The following is a 21,235-nucleotide window of genomic DNA, read 5'->3' as shown; positions in this document are numbered from 1 at the left end:
ATGGATAACTCGAAGACTCAATCCGGTTTGATGCGCGTGGCGAGGCTCGCGGCGGCGAGCGGCCTGCTCGTGTCTCTGCTCGCCGCGTGCGCGGTGGGCCCCGACTACAAGCGCCCGGATGCAGCGGCGCCCGCCGCGTTCAAGGAAGCGCCGACGCTCGCCGCCGGCGAGCAGGCCGGAACATGGAAGACGGCCGAGCCGGCGGACGGCGAACATCGCGGCGAATGGTGGAAGGTGTTCGGCGATCCGGTGCTCGATTCGCTCGAGACCCAGGCGCTCGCCGCGAACCAGAACCTGAAGGCCGCGGCGGCGCGGGTCGAGGAAGCACGCGCGGCGACGCGTTCGGCGCGTTCGCAATGGTTCCCGCAGGTCGGCGCCGGGTTCGGGCCGACGCGCGAAGGGCTGTCGTCGGCGTCGCAGTTCCAGCCGCAGGGCACGGGCCCGACCAACGCGACACTGTGGCGCGCGCAGGGGACGGTGTCGTACGAAGCCGACCTGTTCGGCCGTGTCGGCCGCAACGTCGAGGCGTCGCGTGCCGACCAGGCGCAGAGCGAAGCGCTGTTCCGTTCGGTGCAGCTCGCGCTGCAGGCGGACGTCGCACAGAACTACTTCGAACTGCGCCAGCTCGATTCCGACCAGGACCTGTACCGCCGCACGGTGGAGTTGCGCGAGCAGGCACTGAAGCTCGTGCAGCGCCGCTTCAACGAAGGCGACATCAGCGAGCTCGACGTGTCGCGCGCGAAGAACGAGCTGGCCAGCGCGCAGGCCGATGCGGTCGGTGTCGCGCGCCGGCGCGCGGCATCCGAGCATGCGCTCGCGATCCTGCTCGGCAAGGCCCCCGCGGATTTCGCGTTCAAGGAAACGCCGATCGTCCCGGTCGCGGTGAAGGTGCCGCCGGGCCTGCCGTCCGCGTTGCTCGAACGCCGTCCGGACGTATCGGCGGCCGAGCGCGCGATGGCGGCCGCGAACGCGCGGATCGGCCTCGCGAAGTCGGCGTACTTCCCGAAGCTCGACATCACGGGATCGTTCGGCTATGAGGCGTCGACGCTCGGCAACCTGTTCCTGTGGTCGAGCCGCACGTTCCTGCTCGGGCCGTTCGCGGGCACCGCGCTGACGCTGCCGCTGTTCGACGGCGGGCGTCGCGCGGCCGGCGTGCAGCAGGCGCGCGCGCAGTACGACGAGCAGGTCGCGAATTACCGGCAGCAGGTGCTCGTCGCGTTCCGCGAGGTCGAGGACAATCTCGCCGACCTGCGCCTGCTCGACGACCAGATCCGCGCGCAGGATGCGGCCGTCAATGCGTCACGGCGCGCGGCGACGTTGTCGCGCACGCAGTATCAGGAAGGTGAGGTCGCCTATCTCGACGTGATCGACAGCGAGCGCTCGGTGCTGCAGTCGCAACTGCAGGCGAATCAGCTCACCGGCGCGCAGGCCGTGTCGACCGTCAACCTGATCCGTGCGCTCGGCGGCGGATGGGGTGATGTGCCGGCGGCGGTGGGTGATGCGGCGCGCAAGGAGGATGTTGCGGCGCGTTGAGCGGCGATACGCGTAGCGGCTCGTGACGGGCCGCCGCGGCTGGTGCGTACCGAAGAACCCCGATTCGTGGCGACGCGGATCGGGGCTTTTTGTCGGGTCGTCGAGGATTAGCGGGGAATGCGGGGCAGGCTGTCGGCGTTCGGCTGCGGATTCAACCGGCCACTCGAGTGCTCGAACTGCACTTGCGTGGACCGTTATCGTTTATTGGGCCATTCACCAGACGACTCGAGTGTTTGGCAAGGCCGCTTTGAGCTCATCGACGTTGCTGGCCATGGTGCCATAGAGAACGAGCTCTCGCAGTCCGGTCAGGCCTTTCAGTACTTCGACGTTCTGGACCGGCGTGTTCGCGAGATAGAGCTCTTGCAGACCGGTCAGACCCTTTAGCGCGTCGATATTCCGAACCCTGGTGCGAAAGAGATTGAGCATCTGGAGCCCCGTCAGGCCGCTCAGCGCATCGATGTTTTCGACCCTGGTGTCGGCGAGGTTGAGTCTTCTCAGGCCCGTCAGGCTCTTCAGCGCATCGATGTTCGTGACTTGCGTGCGCGCAAGAACGAGTGTTTCCAGTTGAACCAATCCCCGCGTCGCAGCGACGTTCTCGACTTTGGAGCCGTCGAGCACGAGCGTGGTCAGCTTGGGCATTTCCCTTAGCAAATCGATGTTCCGGACGGGCGTGTTTGCCAGATAGAGTGCTTGCAGATCGTGCAACTTCTTCAACGCATCGATGCTCTCGACCTGGGTCTCGTTAAGGTCGAGCGTCTTAAGGGTGGTGAGCCGGCCGAGTGGCTCGATGTCGCGGACGTTCCTGGCACCGCCCAGTTTGAGTGTTTCCAGGTGAGGCAATTTCCCGAGCGCGTCGAGATCCCGAACCTGCGTGCCGCGAATGTCGAGTTGCCGCAGGTCGGTCAGGTTCTTCAACGCATCGAGATTGGAGATCCGGGTCTCCCAGAGATTGAGCGATTGCAGGCCGGTCAATCCTTTTAGCGCATCGATGTTCTCGACTTTGGTGCGGTGGAGTACAAGATTCTTAAGGGAATGCATTCCCTTCAGCGCCTCGATGTTCCAGACCGGGGTGCCCGTGAGGTCGAGAGATTCCAGGCGATTCAGTCCATTCAGCGAGTCGATGCTGTCGACCTCGGTGTCTGCCAGATTCAGCTCGAGCCTCAGGCCGAGCTTTCTTAGACGTGGCATCGCGGCCGCGACCTGCGCCGTCGTCAATTCCGGTTTTGCCCGCAAAGCCAGGCAGCCTGAATCGGGTGTGATACCTGAACCATTGCTGTCATTGCAGGTGCCCCTGGAAAATCCCAGGTCGGTCAGCGCCCGTTCATCCGCTTTTTCCCGCAAAGGGCTTAAGACCGCCAGCAAGCTTGCGAGCAGAAGGCCGATGCCGCCGCCGATGGCCCATGGCCTGGCACGACGCCAACCCGATTTGCGCAAGCCTTCCGCAGCCGGCTTTGTATTCGAGGGTGGGGTTTCGGCCACACCGGCCTCCGCATGTCCAAGGTGCCTCCTTTATACACGAACAGCGAGGCCGTCCTGCGATGCAGGCATCTACAGGGAGCACCGCACTGCCAGGTCGACGTAGAGGCGGCGCCAAGTCGACGCCCGGCGTGGGGCAACCGCGGAAGTCGGCGATCGAGGCGTCAGCGCACGACCGGTAGTCGGTTTCGAGCTTCCGGGTTCGGCCACAAAGAGACATTCGACGATTTTGCTCGGATCGTCGACAATTGCATATATTTTAGGCAACTGAACAGGCCCATTTATGCGGACAACCGTGTGGATTCTTCTCGCGCTAGCCATCGCCTCATGGGGAGCATGCGTGGCACATCTAACCGATACCATCCACTTCGGATGGATCGGAACGTTGTTTGCGTCAGCAGCCGGCTTGGTGGCAACGCTGTCGAGCTATTTGACGGAAGACGAAGTCTGTACTCGTGGTGGAGCGACCATATACAAAGCCGAATCGCCCATCAAATTTCTCTCCGCCTACGCATTGGTCGGGGGGCTTCTCGCCGTTGTTGCGCTGATAAGCATCTTTGGCTGTCTGGGCCGATTTGGCCAGTGACAGCCTCGGCCAGGAGCGGACGGTCGACATAGGGGCGTAGACGTAGATTGTTGTTAATCCGAGCTATCGCTAGCGCGGAGTTGTACGCACTTACGGACCGTCATATCGGTTAAGAGAATCGCTCACTATCTATCGATAGCGACGCTGAGTTGCCCGAACCTGTTGCGGACGACGTACACGTGATACGGATCAGGTAATTCTGGTAGCAACACAGGTTCTTCGTTCCAGTAATCGTCCTTGAAAAAAGTCGGTGACGAATAATCGAAGTTGTAATTGCGAGAAATATCGAACCACGCCTCCCCAAGGTCAGGCGTAATGGTTATACCCCACACGTCCAAGCGAGTCCCTTCCCGTTTAGACATATCGTGCATACTCCAGAAGTCGGGGATCTTTGTCCTGGAATAGTCCTCGGCGATGGCGATGGTATGGGGCATAGTGGCCCATATATCGGGCAAGATTTCGTCGGCCTTACCTATGCATTCCAAGCAATCGAGGCGATGACGGCATCTCACCCAGATCAACCTCATGCCGATCTGATATTCCGACCGAAAGTAGCCTCCACCATCGGAAAAGACGCCTAGTGGCCGGTGGTCCCTTAGTTTCTCCATGCAAATTATCGTTCCTGGATTCCGGTCGCCGCATCTAGCGGATGGGGGAAGTGCCATGGTAGCAAGTCTGCGTCGCATGTTCGAATGGCTGTTTCGGAGAATGCCGAGCGACCGCTTAGGGTCGGCAAGCGACACCCACGGAATTCCACGAATCCCCTTTTTGTCCGCAGTCCACTATTCCCGCCGCTTCTCCGGCTGCACCTCCATGCATTCCGCAATCACCACCGCATACTGCCCGACCGCATCGGCGATGCGTTGCGCCAGGTCGGGATCGCGCACCGCGCGCGCAAGCGTGACGCCGCCCGACAGCAATGCGAGAAATGCGATCGCGCGGTCGTCGTCGGGCGTGTCGCCGAGCCCGGAGGACACTTCGTCGACGATCTGCCGCAACGCCTGTTCATACGCGTCGCGCGTGTCGTCGTCGGCGCGCATCACCTCGGGCGACAGGCTCGGCAGCGCACAGCTCTCGCCGAGTGCGCAGGTGCGCCGCGGACCGAGGTAGAACGACACGAACGGGCGGCGCCAGCGCGCGCCATGCTCGGCCTTGAACGTCGCGACGCCTTGCCGGAGCTGGTCGAGGCCGTCGAGCACGACGCTGCGGAACGCCTCGCCTTTCGATTTGAAATGCCCGTAGAACGCGCCGTTGGTGACGCCGGCCGCCTTCGTCAGTGGACCGATGCCGGAGCCGCCATAGCCCTCCTGGCGGAACAGGCGGCTCGCGGCCTCGAGGATGCGCGTGCGGGTTTCGTGCTTGTGCTCGACGGAATAACGCATGACAGGCTCGCTTCAGAGCGATCGCTCTTTATCGCTTGCATAGAGAGCGATCGGTGTCTAATGTATAGAGAGTGACTGATCTTTATATCACGTCACGATTCCGATGACCTGACCAGGAGAACGTGCGATGCCGATTACGCTGACAGTATCCGAAGGGGTTTTCACGCCGGACGACGAAGGGCCGGTGTTTGCCGAGTTGACCGATGCGCTGCTGGATGTCGAAGGATTGACCGGGAACGGGTTCCTGGCGCCGAACGTGGTCGGCACGCTCAACGTGCTGCCGCGGCACCGGACTTTCGTGCAGGGTCGTGCGGAGCCCGCCGCGTTCGTGGAGCTGAAGCTGCCGGCGGTGGCGCTCGCGGCGCCCGACAAGCAGCGGCAATTCGTCGAACGGGCGACCGAGATCGTGCTGCATCGAGCGGGCGGGCGGCTGACGCCCGCGCAAGTGTGGGTGAACGTCGTGCATGCGGTCGATGGCGGATGGGGCATTGCCGGGCGGCGGTACGACAACGCGTCGCTCGTCGATTCGATCCGGAGCGCCGCGGCGGCGCCGTGACCGCAACTAACGGTCAGCCCCGTCCGGCCCCGACCGATGGTGCGGCTGTATCCCGCCGCACCGGTTACACCTCGTCGCCGGCAGCCCGCAGTGCGCGCACCAGTTCGCTCGCCGCCTTGCCGAGCCCCGTGTGTTTCGGCCGGCGCAGGTACACGGGCAGCGGCAGCCCGTTGCGGATGTTGGCGAACGTCAGCGGCGCAAGTTCGCCGTCGGCAACCTGACGCCCGATGACGGAGGCCGGCAGGTTCGCCCAGCCGTGCCCGGCCTTCACCAGCGCGATCGCGGTGGCCATGTCGGTCACCTTCCAAGTGCGGTTGCCGATCAGCGGCCGCATGTCGGTGAGCGGCCGCTCGGGATCGGCGATCACGATCTGGCGGAAGCCCGACAGCCGCTCGATCGCCCCGGGTTGCGCGCATTCGGCGATCGCCGGATGGCTCGGCGCGGCGACCGCGACGAGCGTCTCGGTCCACAGCGCGTGGATCTGTTCCTGCGGATGAAGATCGAGCCCGCCGTACGCGACACAGAGATCGATGGCGCCGCGATGCAGCGCGTCGACGGTCACGTCCTGTGGCGCGGTGACGATGCTGATCGCGAGCGCCGGATATTTCGCCGCGACCGCGGTGAGCGCCCGCGCGACGGGGCCGCCGTCGATCTCGGCCGCGAGCCCGAGCCGCAACGTATCTTCGACGCCTTCCGACAAATGCTGCGCATGCGCGCGCAGCGCGTGCAGCCGCTCGGCGATCGAGCGCGCATCGGGCAGCAGCGCGGCCATCGCGGCGGTCGGCGTCGGCTCGCGCGTGCCGCGGTCGAACAGCACGAGGTCGAGTTCGGCCTCGAGGTTCGCGATCGCCATGCTGATCGCCGACGGCGTGCGACCGAGCGCGCGCGCGGCCGCCGAGAACGAGCCCTGGTCGACGACGGTCAGCAGCATGTCGATGTGGTCGCTGGTCAGCATGCGCCGCCTCCTGTCAGAAAAATTGAAAGGACCTGACTTTTGCGGACCGCGGGGCCGCTGCTAGTCTCGACGCCTTGTCAGATTCGAAGGTGGATGGTCATGCAAGGGTGGAAGAGACGCATAGTCTACGTCGTGATGTTCGAGGTGCTCGGCATCCTGATCGCGTCCGCGACGCTGGGCGTGCTGAGCGGCGCGGACGCCGCGAAAAGCGGCGTGCTGGGGGTGATGATCTCGACGACGGGCGTCACCGTCAATTTCCTGTACAACCTCGCGTTCGAGGCGTGGGAGCGGCGCAGCGCGGCGACGACGCGCACGGTCGGCCGCCGCGTGCTGCATGCGGTCGGCTTCCAGGTCGCGCTCGTGACGTTCCTGATCCCGCTGATCGCGTGGCGGCTCGACGTGTCGCTGCTGCAGGCGTTCCTGTACGACGCGGTGCTGATCGTGTTCTTCCCGATCTTCACGTTCGCGTACAACTGGGCGTTCGACAGCGTGTTCGGGCTGCCGGATGCGGTCACGCGGAAGGTCGAGCCGCAGGTGTAGGCGGCGTATCTCCGGTGGGCCGCGTGCCAGCCGGCCGGCCGAACTGCGCAAGCAGATCTACAGGACCGCGGCACCGGCGCCGCATGGCGGGAGAGAGAGCGGGCGCGCCGTTCGAACGCGCCGCCCGAACGATTACGCCGCGATGAACTCGTGAACGTAGCGATTGAACGCGCCGGGCGCCGCGGCATTCATCCCGTGCGATGCGCCGGCGACGGTCTGCCGTTGCGCATTGCCGATCCACTGCGTCAGCGTATCGACGTTGTGGCGGAACATCTTCGGGCTGCGCTGGCCGTCGATCAGCAGCGTGGGGCATGCGACATCCGCAGCCGCATCGCGCGAATACGCGGGCAGCGGGTCGCGCAGCTGCTTCGGCAGCGTGCTTGCGTTGTCGATCGCCATCGTGCGGAAACGCGACGTGCTTTTCTTCCACGCGCCGGGCAGGCTCACGGAATCGACGAACATCTCGAGGCCCGCTTCGACGTCGCCTTGCCCGATCAGGCTCACGGCCTTCGTGCGCAGTGCGATCGCGGCGGCCGGCAGCGCGGCTTCGCGCACGCCCGGCTGTTGCAGCGGGCCGCCCGGATCGGCGAGCGTCAGCGATTCGACGAGGTGCGGATGCTGGCGCGCGACGTTGAACGCGACGCTGCCGCCGCGCGAATGGCCGACCAGATGCACGGGCCCCAGATCGAGCGCGTCGATGAACTCGGCGAGCTCGTCGACGTGGTTCTGCCAGCTGAACTCGTCCTGGATGCCCGCTTCGACGGCCGGCCAGTAATGGCTGAGGCTCGGCGCGATGCAGCGGTAGTGGGCCGACAGCGACGCGAGCTGCGGATCCCAGTAGCGGTAGTCGCACAGCGAGCCGTGCACGAACACCATCGGCGCGCCGCTGCCCCGCTCGACATACGGCAGGCTGATGCCTGACGAAAGCGTCGCAAATTGCAGGTCGGGGTTCGCGAGCACGGACGGCTCGATTCGCATGTTCATGACTGAAAGACTCGAAGGTGCGTCAACACGACGCAACTATGCCCGACCGCGGCGTTTAAGCAAAACGCATAATTTTCATCGTGACGATCAATTTTATTGATGGCGAGCCCGCAAAGCCCGATCAGGGCGAGCGCGCTCGATCGGGCGGGGCATTTGTCCGATGGTTGTATGCGAAACGAAAGGCGGGGCGCCGCCCGCCGTCAGCGCACCGCGAAGCCGGGTGCCGAGCGTACGTCGACCGGCAGGTCGTTGTCGTCGGCGAACCGCATCGCGAACTCGAATGCGTCGGGGCACACGGCCCGCAATTCGTCCGACACGAACAGGCATTTGACGCCGCCGTCGACGACCGGCATCGCGAGCCGCGACAGCGCGCTCGGGAAGCCCGGCCGCTTTTCGCCGACGAACAGCGTGATGACGCCCGCGAGGCGCTCGGGCCAGTCGCTCGGGCGGAAGGTTTTCCGCGCGCGCGTGACGCCGCGGATCAGATAGCCGTCGGTCACGCCCTGCTCGGTGAGGTTGAAGCGATCCATGCCTGTACGATCCTCGTTCGCCGTCCGTATGCCGCCGTCCATATGCATTACGCGTTGCCGCCTTCAGCCGGCGCATCGCCGCGCAGGTTGCGCAGCTTGTGATAGAGCGTCTTCTTCGGCATGCCGAGCGCTTCGCTCGCGTCCGCGACGTTGCCGTTGTGACGCTGCAGCATGTCCTCGATCAGCATCCGCTCGAAGTACGCGAGCTGTTCCGCGAGCGTGCCGCCCGCGGCCGGCGTGCCGCCGGACGACAGCAGGCTGTCGCCGGTCAGCCCGAGCACGAAGCGGTCGGCCACGTTCTGCAGCTCGCGCACGTTGCCGGGCCATGCGTGCGTCATCAGTTCGGATACCTGCGCAGCCGTGACGACCGGCGCCGGCTGCCCGAAGCGCCGCGCGGCCGCGAGCACGAAATGCTCGAACAGCAGCGGCACGTCTTCGCGCCGCTCGCGCAGCGGCGGCAGTTCGATCTGCGCGACGTTGAGGCGATACAGAAGGTCGGCGCGAAAGCGGCCGTCGGCCGCGAGCTCGGCAAGATCGGCCTTCGACGCGGCGATCACGCGGCAGTCCACCGGAATCAGCTCGTTTGCGCCGAGCCGTTCGACCACGCGCTCCTGCAGCACGCGCAGCATCTTGACCTGCAGCGGAACCGGCATCGTCTCGATCTCGTCGAGGAACAGCGTGCCGCCGTCCGCCCATTCGATCTTGCCGATGCGTTTCTTGATCGCGCCGGTGAACGCGCCGGCCTCGTGGCCGAACAGCTCGCTCTCGAACACCTGCTCGGGCAGGCCGCCACAGTTCAGCGCGACGAAATGCGCGTCGCGCCGGCCGCCGAAGTCGTGCAGGCTGCGCGCGATCAGTTCCTTGCCGGTGCCCGTTTCGCCGGTGATCAGCACCGACACCGACGTATCGGCCAGACGCAGGATCTTCTTGCGCACGTCGGCCATCGCGGGCGACTTGCCGAGCACGAACGCCTCGATGCCCTGCCAGTTGTTCAGCGCCGCGCGCAGGCCCTGCACCTCGAGCGTCAGGCGGCGCTTCTCGACCGCGCGCGCGACACGCCCCGCGATCACGTCCGACGAGAACGGCTTCTCGATGAAATCGTACGCGCCGACCTGCATCGCGCCGACGGCCGTCGAGATATCGGCATGGCCGCTGATCAGCACGACCGGGATCTGCGCGTCGATGGCCATCACGCGATCGAGCAGCTGCAGCCCGTCGATGCCCGGCATCCGCACGTCCGACACGATCACGACCGGCGCGCCGGGCGCGACGTGGTGAAGCGCGTCGGCGGCCGACGCGAAGGCATCGACCGCGAAGCCGGCCAGCGCCACCGCCTGCTCGACGCCGATCCGGACGTTTTCATCGTCCTCGACGACCAGCACCCGAATCTCATCTTCCATGCTCTGTCCTTTGCAGCGTTGCCGCCGCGAATTCGATACTGAACTGCGCGCCGCCTTCGTCGCCGTCGCGGCGATCTTCGCGCCGAACGCCTCGACGATGCGCGACGTGATCGCGAGGCCGAGCCCGAGGCCCTGGCCGCGCGGCTTGGTCGTGACGAACGGCTCGAACAGGTGCGGCAGCACCTCGGGCGCGATGCCCGCGCCGCTGTCGGCGACCGTGAAGCGCACGCGGCCTTGCGGATCGGGCTCGCCGGCTTCGATGACGATCGTGCGCGCGGCGGCGTCGTGCACCGCGTCGAGCGCGTTGCCGAGCAGGTTCACGATCACCTGCTGCAACTGGCTCGATTCCGCGTACACGGTCGTGCCGGGCGGAATCCGCACGTCGAGCGTCACGCCTTCGTCGCGGATCCGCGCATCGTAGATGAGCCGCGCATGCGCGACGGCCTCGTTCAGCGAGACCGCGACGCGCTCGACGTCGGGCTTGCGCGCGAAGGTCTTCAGCTCGCCGGTGAGCACGGCCATGCTGTCGACGAGCTTGCCGATCCGTTCGAGATTGGCGAGCGCCGGTGCCGGCTGGCCGCGCTCGAAGAACGTGCGCGCGTTGTCGCACAGCGTGCGGATCGCGACGAGCGGCTGGTTCAGCTCGTGCGTCAGGCCGGCGGCCATCTGCCCGAGCACCGCGAGCTTGCCCGCATGCACGACCTCCTGCTGCGACGCGCGCAGCCGCTGCTCGGTGCGCTCGCGCTCGACGATCTCGCGCTGCATCCGTTCGTTCGCGGCCGTCAGCGCGGCCGTGCGCTGCGCGACGGTCAGCTCGAGCCGGTCGTTCGCGCGCCGCAGCGCGTCCTGCGCGTTCAGCCGCGCGACGATCGCGCGGCGGCGCTGGATCGCGTAACCGGCCAGCAGCGCGGCGATCAGGAACGCGCCGGTGACGAACACGAAGGCCGTCTGCTGCTGGCGCCGCGCTCCCGCGATGTCGAGCAGCACCATCAGCGAATCGCCGGCCTGCGGCGCGGGGCGCGACATCACGAGATAGCGCGTGGTGCGTCCCGGGCGATGCAGGTCGGGAAACTCGCCGAGCCACGCGGCGGCGTTCCAGCCGCCGATGCGGCGGTACGGCAGCGCGTCGACCGTGCGGCCCGCATACTGTCGCGACGCCTGGATGTCGCGCTGCTGCTGCGCGGTGATCGGGCGCAGCGCGGTGAATTTCCAGGCGGGTTCGGTCGAGATCACGACCACGCCGTTGCCGTCGACGACCATCGCGGCGACGCCCGGCGCGCGCCACGCCGATTCGAGCGGATCGACGCTGACCTTGACGGCTGCAGCTCCAAGCGTCCGGCCGTCGTCGCGGACCGCGCTCGCGAAATACAGCCCGGGAATGCCGGTATTGGTGCCGATGCCGAAGAAGCGGCCGCTGCCGCGCGCGAGCGCGTCCTTGAAATACGGCCGGTACGACACGTTGGTGCCGACGAAGCTGAGCGTTTCGTTCCAGTTGCTGGCGGCGATCACGTCGCCCTGCAGGTCGATCACGTCGACCGCGCCGCTGCCCGCGTCGCGGTTCACGGCTTCGAGGTAGGTGTCGACCGTGTGCAGCAGGTCGGGAGATTCATCCGGCGCCGCTTTCAGCATCGTGCGCACGCGGTCCTGCCGCGCGACCAGGCCGGGCAGGATCTCGAAGCGGCCGAGCTCGCTCTTCAGGCTCGATGCATACAGGTCGAGCCGGTGCGCGCCGGTTTCCTCGAGCGCGTCGATCGCGCGTTCCCATGCGAAATCGACGGCCGCGGCCGCCACGCCGACATACAGCGCGACCGCCGCCGCCCAGCCCCACCACGGGATTCCCTTGAAGCTCTTCTGCACGTTCGCCCTCATCGAAGCCCGCCGCCGGCGCTACCGGATGCACGCGCGCCGCGCGCCGGGCGAACCGGCGGCGGCGCTGCGCATCACGTGGCCGTCGCGAGCGGACGCGCGGCGGCGCGTCATCCGAAGTGTGCGATCAGGATCAGCGTGACCGTGACGACGATCGCGCCGCCGATGCGCGTCGCGATCTGCGCGAACGGCATCAGCTGCATCCGGTTCGCGGCAGTCAGGATCGCGACGTCGCCGGTGCCGCCTTGCCCGCTGTGGCACGCGTTCACGATTGCGGTGTCGATAGGGTACATCTTCATCAGGCGGCCGACCACGAAACCGGTGCCCATCAGCGTCGCGACGGTCGACACGATCGTGACGACATTGACGATCGTGAACGCGGCGGTCAGCTTGTCCCACGGCGTCATCGCGACGCCGATCGCGAACAGCAGCGGATACGTGACGGCGGTCGAGAAGAACTTGTAGACGACGAACGCGCCTTCCTGCAGCGGCGGCGACACCGCGCGCGCGAGCTTCACGAGCACCGCGAGGAACAGCATCGCGACCGGCGCGGGCAGGCCGAACAGCTTGTGCGCCATCAGGCCGACCAGGTACAGCGTGATCGCCGTGATGCCGGCGCCCGCGATGTGCGACACGTCGACGTGGCCGCGGATTTCCTCGTTCTCGGGCGTCATGTCGCCCGATTCGCCGACCTGCAGGCGGCCGTTGCCCGTCAGGTGCGGGAAGCGCTTGCCGAGCATGTCGAGCGCGCCCGACAGGATGATCGCGGTCAGGCTGCCGAGCATCACCGGCGGCAGCACCATCGCGAACATCTCGCCCTGCGGCAGGTGCATCAGTTCCGAATAGCCGATCGACAGCGGAATCGCGCCTTCGCCGACGCCGCCCGCCATGATCGGCACGACGATGTACAGCAGCGTGTGGCGTGCGCCGAGGCCGAGCGCGGTGCCGACCGCCGTGCCGACGATCGCGGCCGCGACCGAGCCGGCCGCGAGCGGGATGAAGATCTTCACGAAGCCCTGGATCAGCACGCGCCGGTCCATGCTCAGGATGCTGCCGACGATGATCGACGCGATGAACAGGTACAGGAAGTTGGTCGACTTCGTGAACTCGACCGTCAGGTTCAGCACCGGCTTCGGCAGCACGTGGTAGTACGTGAGCGCCGACGGCACGAAGGTCGCGAAGATCGCGGCCGCGCCGATGTTGCGCAGCAGCGGCAGGCGCTTGCCCAGTTCCGCGCAGGTGAAGCCGAAGAACGCGAGCACCGCGATCGCCATCGAGATCTCGCCGGGCACCTTGCCGGTGACGGAGAAGCCGACGATCAGCGCGAGCAGGATGAAGTAGACGGGCAGCGGAATGATGCCGATGCGGATTTCCATCAGCTTCCACCAGCCTTGCGGCCAGAAACGGGTGCGCGTGTCGGAACGGGGCGCGGCGCTCGGCTCCGCGTGGATCGGGGTGGACGTAGAGGTCTGCAAGACGTGTCTCCTTGGATTTGGAATGCCGGCGCTGCTTCGCGGCATGTGTGCGGACTATTACGCAACGTCCGTGCCAGAAACGGGACTGCCGGCGCGTCTGCAGATCATTGATTTTTAAAGGAATTGTTTTGTCTGCGGAAAGGGGTGCAGGGTGGTCGTTCCGATGTTTCGGAATTCCGCCAGTCGGCCGGGCCGAGATTTCAGCCTGATGTCGGTCGCCGCTATGGCGTCGCTTGCCACGGATACGTAGCCCCCGGCATGAATGAGGCGACAACTACCTTGGGGCGCGGCAGTTCATCGTGCTTGTTTTTTTGAGAGGCATCTCATATCAGATCAGATAACCTTGTGTTATTAATTTGAAAGGAAAGGGGGCCATGCCAATGTCAAATCCACCCGGAGTCATCGATTCTGGCGACAGCAAATCTCTCGAAATCGCACTAGCTGAGCTACAAGCAACGGCAGCCCAGTTCTCGGCAACATGTATCAGCGATGCACGCGCTCGCACGCGGTATGCAAAAGACATTGCCGCCGCCGCCAACGAGTTCCGGCTAGCGGCCTACTCTGGTCGACTTTCGATGCGGGATGCGGCAGAACAGGCTCGCGCGATGCGGAACCAGATCATGGAGTTATCGCGCCTTCGCAGCAGTCCTGTGATTCGCGCCTATGCGACCCGTATCAAAGGAAAGGGGCGCTCCCTTTCATTTCTCGCCGAGAAATATGCGCAGGTTCGGTACAGCATCCCTTTCGGTGCGTTATCTGAACAGCAACAAGCCAGCGTCTATGCGGACATCATTCGCGCCTCGGGCAGGCCAGACCAAAACATCATGAAACTGGCTGAGAAAATGGGGAGTGCCGGTCGGCGTGCGCTGCTCGTATCGCTGGCGATCGCCGCTTATGAAGTCGCGGAATCGGACAACAAGCCGCGCGAAGTTGCTCGACAAGGAACCTTGGCCGGCGCCGGAATTGTCGGTGGCTGGGCAACTGGCGCGGCTGCGGTGGCTGGTGGCCTATGCGCTGCTACCGCACCGGTATGTGTCGCCGTTGTCGGGTTCGTGGGAGGCATGCTGGCAGCTTATGGTGCGGACGCTGCCTTTGGTACGCTATACCCACGAACCCGGCCGATAACACCGTGATGGAACCATTTGACACGAAGCGCCGCGCCCCCGTGTGGCAAGCGCTAGCCGAACTCTTCGTCGGCCGCGAATTGCAGGACCACGACTATAAGTGGGTCGCGGGCATTCTGCAGACCTCCGGATATTCGCTTGACGAGCTTGAACACATACTCAGGGAAGAGGTCGCGCCAGTCTATCGGCATAACATTTCTGCTTTGGCGATGCCTTATGAAATGGATGGCTGGACCCTGGACGAAGTGACCACCGACATTCGCGCTTACCTGGTGCACCCGCGCAACGGTTTGCAGATGCTATTGAAGCGCTTCGTGACACGTAAGCTTCCGGTGCCCGTCGATATCCGGTGGGACAAGGTCCGGTCGCTACTCCCCTGACAGCATGAATGAGGCGGCAGCTACCTTGACGCGCGCCGCCCATATCTCCTGGTGCGATTTTCTTCGCACAATCGCTTCGTAGACCGTCCCCGCTCCGCTCTCTATCATCGGCTGATCCTTTTCCGACGCGCTTGACCCTTGTCCGGAGAACGCCCGCGCGTTCGCCGCGGCTTCGCTCATCCGTCGATACCGTCTTTGGACAGGAGAGTGGTTCCCATGCTGCATGCCGTTTTTTCCGCCCGCTTTTCTTTCCGGTCGTTCGCGCGCTTCGTCCGCCTGCTGGCCGCCGCGCTGCTCGGCGCGGCCCTGCTGGCCGGCGCGCAGGCCGAACCCGCGCCGCTGAAGGTCGGCATTTCGACGAGCCCGCAGATCGAGGCGCTGAAGGTCGCCGCCAGGGAGGCGAAGGCGCAGGGGCTCGACGTGAAGATCGTCGAATTCACCGACTGGAATACGCCGAACGCGGCGCTCGCGAACAAGGACATCGACGTCAACTACTTCCAGCACATCCCGTTCCTCGAGAACGCGAACAAGCAGGGCGGCTACAACTTCGTGTCGATCGCGCCCGGCACGATCATGAAGATCGGCCTCTATTCGAAGAAGGTCAAAAGCTTCAGCGAGCTGAAGGACGGCGCGAAGGTCGCGATCGCGAACGATCCGGTGAACGGCGGGCGCGGGTTGCTGCTGCTGCAGCGCGCGGGGCTCATCACGCTGAAGCCGGGCGCCGACTACCGCGCGACGACGCACGACATCGTGTCGAACCCGAAGCACCTGAAGATCATCCCGCTCGAGGCGTCGCAGCTCGCGCGTTCGCTCGACGACGTCGATCTCGCGCAGGGCTACCCGAGCTTCATCAAGCTCGCCGGCACGACCGACCCGAACAGCGCGCTGCTGTTCGACGGCACCGAGAACAAGATCTTCGCGATCCAGTGGGTCGTGCGGCCGGACAGCGTGAACGATCCGCGCATCCGCAAGTTCATCGCGATCTACCAGCAGTCGCCGGCCGTGCGCCGTGCGCTCGACAACGCGTTCGGCTCGCTGTACGCGATCGCGTGGTGACGGAGGCGCGTATACATGACGACGGCGAACCGCAAGAAGATCCTGCTCAACGCGTTCAACATGAACTGCGTCGGGCACATCAACCACGGGCTGTGGACGCATCCGCGCGACCGCTCCGCGCACTACACCGATCTCGACTACTGGGCCGACCTCGCGAAGACGCTCGAACGCGGCAAGTTCGACGGGATCTTCCTCGCGGACATCGTCGGCGTGTACGACGTGTTCGGCGGCGGCCCCGATGCCGCGCTGCGCGAATCGGTGCAGGTGCCCGTCAACGATCCGCTGCTGCTGGTGCCCGCGATGGCGCAGGTCACGAAGCATCTCGGCTTCGGCGTGACCGCGAACCTCACCTACGAGCCGCCTTACCTGTTCGCGCGCCGCATGTCGACGCTCGATCACCTGACGAAAGGGCGCGTGGGCTGGAACATCGTCACCGGCTATCTCGACAGCGCCGCACGCGGGATGGGCCTCGCGCAGCAGATCGGCCACGACGACCGCTACGAGCGCGCGGACGACTACATGGACGTCGTCTACAAGCTGTGGGAGCAGAGCTGGGACGACGACGCGGTGATCCGCGATGCGCAGGCGCGCGTGTTCGCGCAGCCGGGCAAGGTGCGGCGCGTGAAGCACGACGGGCCGTTCTATTCGATCGATGCGATCCACCTGAGCGAGCCGTCGCTGCAGCGCACGCCGGTGCTGTACCAGGCCGGCTCGTCCGCGCGCGGCGTCGAGTTCGCGGGCCGTCACGCCGAATGCGTGTTCGTGAACGGGCAGAGCAAGGCCGCCGCGCGTGCGGCGGCGCTCGACATCCGTGCGGCTGCCGCGCGGCAGGGGCGCGACCCGGCGTCGATCAGGATCTTCGCGGGCGTGAGCGTCGTGACGGCGGAGACCGAACTTCTCGCACGAGAGAAGTTCGACGAATACCGGCGCTACGCGAGCCCCGAAGCCGGCCTCGCGCATTTCGCGAGCTCGACCGGCATCGACTTCGCGAAGTACGGCCTCGACGAGCCGATCTCGTACGTGAAGACCGACTCGATCCAGTCGGCCGTCGACGCGATCTCGCGCAAGAGCACGACCGGCACGTGGACCGTGCGGCGGATGCTCGAACAGATGTCGCTCGGCGGCCGGTATGCGCCGATCGTCGGCTCGCCGTCGCAGGTCGCGGACGAGCTGCAGTCGTGGATCGACGAGACGGGCATCGACGGCTTCAACCTCACACGCACCGTGATGCCCGAGTCGTTCGAGGATTTCGTCGACTGGGTCGTGCCCGAGTTGCAGAACCGCGGCGTCTACAAGGAAGACTACGATCCCGCGCCGACGCTGCGCGAGAAGCTGTTCGGCGCGGGCCCGCGCCTGCCCGCGTGGCATACGGGCGCGCAGCACCGGCCGGCGGCCGCGCACGAGCCGGCGCATGCCTGAACGAGACGGAGCGAAGCGATGACGCAATTGTTCGATACGCTGGGTTTCGTCGACGCATCGGCCGTGCGTGCCGGCCGTGACGCGCATGCGCGCGCGGCCGATCGGGCCGACGCTGAGGCCACGAACGGCGTCGCCGTGTCGCTGGAGCAGGTCGGCAAGGTGTTCGCGACGCCGCGCGGCCAGGCCGCCGCGCTGCGCGACGTGACGCTCGACGTGCGTCGCGGCGAGGTATTCGGGATCATCGGCCGCAGCGGCGCCGGGAAGTCGACGTTGCTGCGGCTCGTGAACGGGCTCGAACGGCCGAGCTCGGGCCGCGTGCGCGTGCAGGGCGTCGACGTCGGCGCGCTCGACGAGGACGGGCTCGTCGCGCTGCGGCGCCGCACCGGCATGGTGTTCCAGCATTTCAACCTGCTGTCCGCGAAGACGGTGTTCGAGAACGTCGCGCTGCCGCTGAAGATCGCCGGCGTGCCGAAGGCCGAGCGCGTGCGCAAGGTCGAGGCGCTGCTCGAACTCGTCGGGCTCGCCGCGAAACGCGACGCGTATCCGGCCAGCCTGTCGGGCGGGCAGAAGCAGCGCGTCGGCATTGCCCGCGCGCTCGTGCACGATCCCGAGGTGCTGCTGTGCGACGAGGCGACGTCGGCACTCGATCCCGAGACGACGCAGTCGATTCTCGCGCTGCTCGCCGACATCAACCGCCGCCTCGGGCTGACGATCGTGCTGATCACGCACGAGATGGAAGTGATCCGCGCGGTGTGCGACACGGTCGCGGTGATCGAACAGGGCGAAGTCGTCGAAACGGGCCCCGTGTGGCGCGTGTTCGGCGATCCGCGCCACGGCGCGACGCGCGCGCTGCTCAGCACGCTCGTGCACGACCTGCCGGCCGAACTGGCCGCGCGCGTGCGGCCGCTGCCCGAGCAGGCCGCGCTGCCCGACGGTGCGCAGGTCGTGCTCGACGTCCGTTATACGGGCGAGAGCGGCGGCGAGCCGGATGTCGGCGCGCTCGCGGCGGCGCTCGGCGGCTCGGTGCGGTTCCTGCACGGCGGGATCGAGCGGATCCAGGGGCATGCGCAAGGGCGGCTCGTGATCGCGGCGGCGGCCGACGCGCACGCGCCCGGCGCGCTCGCCGCGCTGCTCGAACGCGCGCGCCGCCATGCGAATCACGCGGAGGTGCTCGGCTATGTTTGACCTCTGGTGGCCCGAACTGCTCGACGCGATCCGCGACACGCTGTCGATGGTCGCCGCGTCGGCCGCGATCGCGGCGCTGATCGGCATCCCGCTCGCGGTGATCCTCGTGACGACCGCGCCCGGCGGCATCTACGAGCGGCGCGGCGCGAACGCGGTGCTCGGCGCGCTCGTCAACGTGTTCCGCTCGACGCCGTTCATCATCCTGCTGGTCGCGCTGCTGCCGTTCACGCGCATGCTGATCGGCACGACGATCGGCGTATGGGCGGCCGTCGTGCCGCTGTCGATCGCCGCAATCCCGTTCTTCGCGCGGATCGCCGAGGTGAGCCTGCGCGAAGTCGATCGCGGGCTGATCGAGGCCGCGCTCGCGATGGGCGCGAAGCGCCGCCACATCGTCTGGCACGTGCTGCTGCCCGAGGCGCTGCCCGGCATGCTCGGCGGCTTCACGATCACCGTCGTCGCGCTGATCGGCTCGACCGCGATGGCGGGGGCCGTCGGCGCGGGCGGGCTCGGCGATCTCGCGATCCGCTACGGCTATCAGCGTTTCGACACGACCGTCATGGCGACCGTGATCGTGATCCTGATCGCACTCGTTTCGGCCGTGCAAATCACGGGCGACCGCCTGGTCCGACGCGTGACCCGGCGTACCTGAGCGACGCCACGAGCGTCCGCTCGCCTTTTCAACGATCCTGAGAGACCGATACATCATGACCTTGCCCATCGGCGCGCCGCGCGAATGGAACGGACAATTCGAGGAAGCGCTGTTTCTCGACGTGGCGCGACGCCATCGTCCGGGCTTCCCGGCCAAGCTGGCCGTGCCGCCGCGCGAGCCGCGCAATGACGACGAACTGGCCGCCGTCGCCGATTACTACACGAAGATGGCGTCGCACGACCTGTTCATCGTGCAGGTCGTCGCGAAGGCGATCGACACGCTGTTCCGCGACGATCCGCATTTCCAGCTGATCCTGTCGCGCCAGCTCGGCGACGACGGCGCGCACGCGGTGATCGGCCGCGAGCGCGTGACCGAACTGACGGGGCGCGATCCGCTGCCGGAAATCGACCGGCTCGTCGCCGCGCACTGGGCGCGCATCGGCGACATCGCGGTGCGCGACGTCGCGGGCTTTCTCGCGTTCGAGTGGCACTACGAGCTGCACATCCTCGCGAAGCTGTGGATCCAGCGCAAGACCGGCCGTATCGCCGACGGCGCGATGCGCGAGCACGGCGAGAACCGCATCCGTCCGGACGAGGAGTGGCATCGCGTGCAGATCGTCCAGTGGTGGTTCGACACGTTGAAGGCGCTGCCGACGGCCGAACGCGACGCGCTGATCGATCGCGTGATCGCGGCCGACGAGGAAACGCAGGCGCGGCTCGACGGTTACCTGCACGACGAGTACGCGCACACCGCGCACGTGTTCGGCGCGGATATCGCCGAATACCGCGCGATCTACGACGACTGGCGGCGCGAGATCCTCGCGCGGTTGACCGGCAGGCGCGAACTCGGGAAACTCGTGCCGTTGTCGGACGCTGTCTCGACCCACGAACAGGAAGCCGTCGCATGAACGATCCACGCGGCCCGGCGACGCTCGCCGCTGCAACGGAGGTGTCAGCCGTCGATCCGGACGCACTGGCGCGCGTCATCGAAACGCTGCGCGAAACCGCCGCCGCGCGCGATCGCGCGGGCGGCCACGCCGCGCACGAAAAGCAGTGGCTCGCCGACGCGGGCCTGCTGACGCTCGCGGTGCCGCGTGCGTTCGGCGGGCGGGAAGCCGCGTGGCCCGAGATCTACGACACGATCCGGCGGATCGCGCGCGTCGACAGCGCGCTCGCGCATCTGGTCGGGTTCCAGATCCTGCAGGTGGTGAGCGTCGACGTGTGGGGCAGCGCGGCACAGCGCGAACGCTATCTGCGCGGCACGGTCGAGCATGGCTGGTGGTGGGGCAATGCGGTCAACCCGCTCGACACGCGGCTGGTGGCCACGGCGACGCCCGACGGCGGCTACCGGCTCGACGGCGTGAAGGGTTTCTGTTCGGGCACGCGCGGCTCGCAGCGCATGACGGTGTCCGCGCACGATCCGCAACAAGCGGGCCGTACCGTGTTCGGCGTGGTGCCGACCGATCGCGCGGGGATCACGGTCAACGAAGACTGGGATCCGATCGGCCAGCGCCAGACCGACAGCGGCAGCGTGAACTTCGACGGCGTGACGCTCGCGCCGGACGAGGTGCTGCACCGCTCCGAGGCACCGCCGACACCGCGCGCGACGCTGCGCACGCTCGTGTCGCAGCTGGTGCTGACGAACCTGTTCGTCGGGCTCGCGGAAGGTGCGCTGGCGGAAGCGCGCGACTACGTGCTCAAGCATGGCCGCCCATGGATACAGTCGGACGTCGCGCAGGCGAGCGACGATCCGTACACGCTGCAGCGCTTCGGCGACATGCGCGTGCGGGCGATCGCCGCGGCGGCGCTGGCCGACCGCGCGGCCACCGCGTTGCAGCATGCGTGGGCGCGGCGGGATGCGCTGACGGCGGACGAGCGCGCCGAGGCGGCGCTCGCGGTATCGGAGGCGAAGATCGTCGCGCAGCGCGCGGCGCTCGACAACGGCGAGGCGCTGTTCGACGCATGCGGCGCACGCGCGACGGCCGCGTCGCTCGGCCTCGACCGCTTCTGGCGGAACGCGCGCACGCATACGCTGCACGATCCGCTCGACTACCGGCTGCGTGACGTCGGCCGGTTCGCGTTGACGGGGGCGTTGCCCGAAGCGTCGCTGTATACGTGACCGTGACGAACGCGTGCGGCG

The 21,235-nt window shown here is 66.6% G+C and carries 18 protein-coding genes and 1 pseudogene; 11 read left to right on the top strand and 8 right to left on the bottom strand.

Annotated elements, in window-relative coordinates:
• Positions 1-1,533: a multidrug efflux transporter outer membrane subunit OpcM gene (gene opcM, locus WT26_RS33510; RefSeq protein ID WP_069274957.1), complete on the top strand. Its 1,533-nt coding sequence runs from the start codon at positions 1-3 to the stop codon at positions 1,531-1,533.
• A gap of 213 nt (positions 1,534-1,746) precedes the next feature.
• Here opcM and WT26_RS33505 read toward each other — a convergent pair whose 3' ends face one another.
• Together WT26_RS33505 and WT26_RS33490 are read right to left on the bottom strand one after the other, a co-directional pair.
• Positions 1,747-3,012: a leucine-rich repeat domain-containing protein gene (locus WT26_RS33505; RefSeq protein WP_069271713.1), complete on the bottom strand. Its 1,266-nt coding sequence runs from the start codon at positions 3,010-3,012 to the stop codon at positions 1,747-1,749.
• A 1,365-nt stretch (positions 3,013-4,377) separates the two neighbouring features.
• Positions 4,378-4,977 (bottom strand): TetR/AcrR family transcriptional regulator, encoded by a 600-nt coding sequence (locus WT26_RS33490; protein WP_069274955.1) that lies wholly within the window; start codon positions 4,975-4,977, stop codon positions 4,378-4,380.
• Between the two features lie 127 nt (positions 4,978-5,104).
• On the opposite strand from WT26_RS33490, the gene WT26_RS33485 reads away from it, so the two are divergent.
• Positions 5,105-5,533 carry a Tautomerase enzyme gene (locus tag WT26_RS33485; RefSeq protein ID WP_069274954.1) on the top strand — a complete coding sequence of 143 codons (429 nt, stop codon included), beginning with the start codon at positions 5,105-5,107 and terminating at the stop codon, positions 5,531-5,533.
• Between the two features lie 64 nt (positions 5,534-5,597).
• Here WT26_RS33485 and WT26_RS33480 read toward each other — a convergent pair whose 3' ends face one another.
• Entirely contained in the window at positions 5,598-6,488 is an 891-nt protein-coding gene (locus tag WT26_RS33480; RefSeq protein WP_069274953.1) for a LysR family transcriptional regulator, read from the bottom strand.
• A 99-nt stretch (positions 6,489-6,587) separates the two neighbouring features.
• Between WT26_RS33480 and WT26_RS33475 the strand changes: the two genes are divergently transcribed.
• The gene (locus WT26_RS33475) at positions 6,588-7,028 is read left to right on the top strand and encodes a PACE efflux transporter (protein ID WP_069275230.1); all 441 of its coding nucleotides are present in this window, start codon (positions 6,588-6,590) and stop codon (positions 7,026-7,028) included.
• Positions 7,029-7,160: 132 nt separating this feature from the next.
• Here the strand turns inward: WT26_RS33475 and WT26_RS33470 are convergent, their stop codons facing one another.
• From WT26_RS33470 to WT26_RS33450, 5 genes and pseudogenes are all read right to left on the bottom strand, one after another.
• Positions 7,161-8,012, bottom strand: a complete 852-nt coding sequence (locus tag WT26_RS33470; protein WP_069274952.1) for an alpha/beta fold hydrolase — start codon at positions 8,010-8,012, stop codon at positions 7,161-7,163.
• Between the two features lie 200 nt (positions 8,013-8,212).
• The gene (locus WT26_RS33465) at positions 8,213-8,542 is read right to left on the bottom strand and encodes a DUF3579 domain-containing protein (protein ID WP_069274951.1); all 330 of its coding nucleotides are present in this window, start codon (positions 8,540-8,542) and stop codon (positions 8,213-8,215) included.
• Between the two features lie 47 nt (positions 8,543-8,589).
• Complete coding sequence (locus WT26_RS33460) at positions 8,590-9,942, bottom strand: sigma-54-dependent transcriptional regulator (RefSeq protein ID WP_069274950.1); 1,353 nt, start codon at positions 9,940-9,942, stop codon at positions 8,590-8,592.
• A pseudogene (locus tag WT26_RS33455) lies at positions 9,932-11,811 on the bottom strand (sensor histidine kinase). Before WT26_RS33455 ends, WT26_RS33460 begins: the two are co-directional and overlap by 11 nt.
• Before the next feature lie 107 nt (positions 11,812-11,918).
• Complete coding sequence (locus tag WT26_RS33450; RefSeq protein WP_069274949.1) at positions 11,919-13,283, bottom strand: 2-hydroxycarboxylate transporter family protein; 1,365 nt, start codon at positions 13,281-13,283, stop codon at positions 11,919-11,921.
• A gap of 374 nt (positions 13,284-13,657) precedes the next feature.
• On the opposite strand from WT26_RS33450, the gene WT26_RS37870 reads away from it, so the two are divergent.
• From WT26_RS37870 to WT26_RS33410, 8 genes are all read left to right on the top strand, one after another.
• Positions 13,658-14,416, top strand: a complete 759-nt coding sequence (locus WT26_RS37870; RefSeq protein WP_155123283.1) for a hypothetical protein — start codon at positions 13,658-13,660, stop codon at positions 14,414-14,416.
• Entirely contained in the window at positions 14,416-14,787 is a 372-nt protein-coding gene (locus WT26_RS33445) for a DUF7079 family protein (RefSeq protein ID WP_155123282.1), read from the top strand. The genes WT26_RS37870 and WT26_RS33445 overlap by 1 nt, the downstream gene beginning before the upstream one ends.
• 216 nt (positions 14,788-15,003) lie before the next feature.
• Positions 15,004-15,843: a MetQ/NlpA family ABC transporter substrate-binding protein gene (locus WT26_RS33435; RefSeq protein ID WP_069274947.1), complete on the top strand. Its 840-nt coding sequence runs from the start codon at positions 15,004-15,006 to the stop codon at positions 15,841-15,843.
• Between the two features lie 15 nt (positions 15,844-15,858).
• The gene (locus tag WT26_RS33430; RefSeq protein WP_069274946.1) at positions 15,859-17,262 is read left to right on the top strand and encodes an LLM class flavin-dependent oxidoreductase; all 1,404 of its coding nucleotides are present in this window, start codon (positions 15,859-15,861) and stop codon (positions 17,260-17,262) included.
• An 18-nt stretch (positions 17,263-17,280) separates the two neighbouring features.
• Positions 17,281-18,447 carry a methionine ABC transporter ATP-binding protein gene (locus tag WT26_RS33425; RefSeq protein WP_069274945.1) on the top strand — a complete coding sequence of 389 codons (1,167 nt, stop codon included), beginning with the start codon at positions 17,281-17,283 and terminating at the stop codon, positions 18,445-18,447.
• On the top strand, positions 18,440-19,096 hold the full coding sequence (locus tag WT26_RS33420; RefSeq protein WP_069274944.1) for a methionine ABC transporter permease: 657 nt from the start codon (positions 18,440-18,442) through the stop codon (positions 19,094-19,096). The genes WT26_RS33425 and WT26_RS33420 overlap by 8 nt, the downstream gene beginning before the upstream one ends.
• 55 nt (positions 19,097-19,151) lie before the next feature.
• A complete protein-coding gene (locus WT26_RS33415; protein WP_069274943.1) occupies positions 19,152-20,003 on the top strand; it encodes a hypothetical protein in 852 nt (283 codons plus the stop codon).
• The gene (locus WT26_RS33410; RefSeq protein ID WP_069274942.1) at positions 20,000-21,214 is read left to right on the top strand and encodes an acyl-CoA dehydrogenase family protein; all 1,215 of its coding nucleotides are present in this window, start codon (positions 20,000-20,002) and stop codon (positions 21,212-21,214) included. The genes WT26_RS33415 and WT26_RS33410 overlap by 4 nt, the downstream gene beginning before the upstream one ends.
• Positions 21,215-21,235 lie beyond the last annotated feature (21 nt).

Origin of the sequence: Burkholderia cepacia (genome assembly GCF_001718835.1) — a bacterium.
Lineage (GTDB): Bacteria > Pseudomonadota > Gammaproteobacteria > Burkholderiales > Burkholderiaceae > Burkholderia > Burkholderia cepacia_F.
Note: the sequence above shows the minus strand (reverse complement) of the source record. Positions and strands in the feature narration are given on the sequence as shown.

What these genes read in the sequence shown, in the direction of transcription:
- WT26_RS33480 (WP_069274953.1), bottom strand. Translation starts at nt 6,488, where the DNA reads ATGCTGACCAGCGACCACATCGACATGCTGCTGACCGTCGTCGACCAG.
- WT26_RS33485 (WP_069274954.1), top strand. Translation starts at nt 5,105, where the DNA reads ATGCCGATTACGCTGACAGTATCCGAAGGGGTTTTCACGCCGGACGAC.
- WT26_RS33410 (WP_069274942.1), top strand. Translation starts at nt 20,000, where the DNA reads ATGAACGATCCACGCGGCCCGGCGACGCTCGCCGCTGCAACGGAGGTG.
- WT26_RS33460 (WP_069274950.1), bottom strand. Translation starts at nt 9,942, where the DNA reads ATGGAAGATGAGATTCGGGTGCTGGTCGTCGAGGACGATGAAAACGTC.
- WT26_RS33435 (WP_069274947.1), top strand. Translation starts at nt 15,004, where the DNA reads ATGCTGCATGCCGTTTTTTCCGCCCGCTTTTCTTTCCGGTCGTTCGCG.
- WT26_RS33465 (WP_069274951.1), bottom strand. Translation starts at nt 8,542, where the DNA reads ATGGATCGCTTCAACCTCACCGAGCAGGGCGTGACCGACGGCTATCTG.
- WT26_RS33475 (WP_069275230.1), top strand. Translation starts at nt 6,588, where the DNA reads ATGCAAGGGTGGAAGAGACGCATAGTCTACGTCGTGATGTTCGAGGTG.
- WT26_RS33445 (WP_155123282.1), top strand. Translation starts at nt 14,416, where the DNA reads ATGGAACCATTTGACACGAAGCGCCGCGCCCCCGTGTGGCAAGCGCTA.
- WT26_RS37870 (WP_155123283.1), top strand. Translation starts at nt 13,658, where the DNA reads ATGCCAATGTCAAATCCACCCGGAGTCATCGATTCTGGCGACAGCAAA.
- WT26_RS33470 (WP_069274952.1), bottom strand. Translation starts at nt 8,012, where the DNA reads ATGAACATGCGAATCGAGCCGTCCGTGCTCGCGAACCCCGACCTGCAA.
- WT26_RS33415 (WP_069274943.1), top strand. Translation starts at nt 19,152, where the DNA reads ATGACCTTGCCCATCGGCGCGCCGCGCGAATGGAACGGACAATTCGAG.
- WT26_RS33490 (WP_069274955.1), bottom strand. Translation starts at nt 4,977, where the DNA reads ATGCGTTATTCCGTCGAGCACAAGCACGAAACCCGCACGCGCATCCTC.
- WT26_RS33430 (WP_069274946.1), top strand. Translation starts at nt 15,859, where the DNA reads ATGACGACGGCGAACCGCAAGAAGATCCTGCTCAACGCGTTCAACATG.
- WT26_RS33425 (WP_069274945.1), top strand. Translation starts at nt 17,281, where the DNA reads ATGACGCAATTGTTCGATACGCTGGGTTTCGTCGACGCATCGGCCGTG.
- opcM (WP_069274957.1), top strand. Translation starts at nt 1, where the DNA reads ATGGATAACTCGAAGACTCAATCCGGTTTGATGCGCGTGGCGAGGCTC.
- WT26_RS33420 (WP_069274944.1), top strand. Translation starts at nt 18,440, where the DNA reads ATGTTTGACCTCTGGTGGCCCGAACTGCTCGACGCGATCCGCGACACG.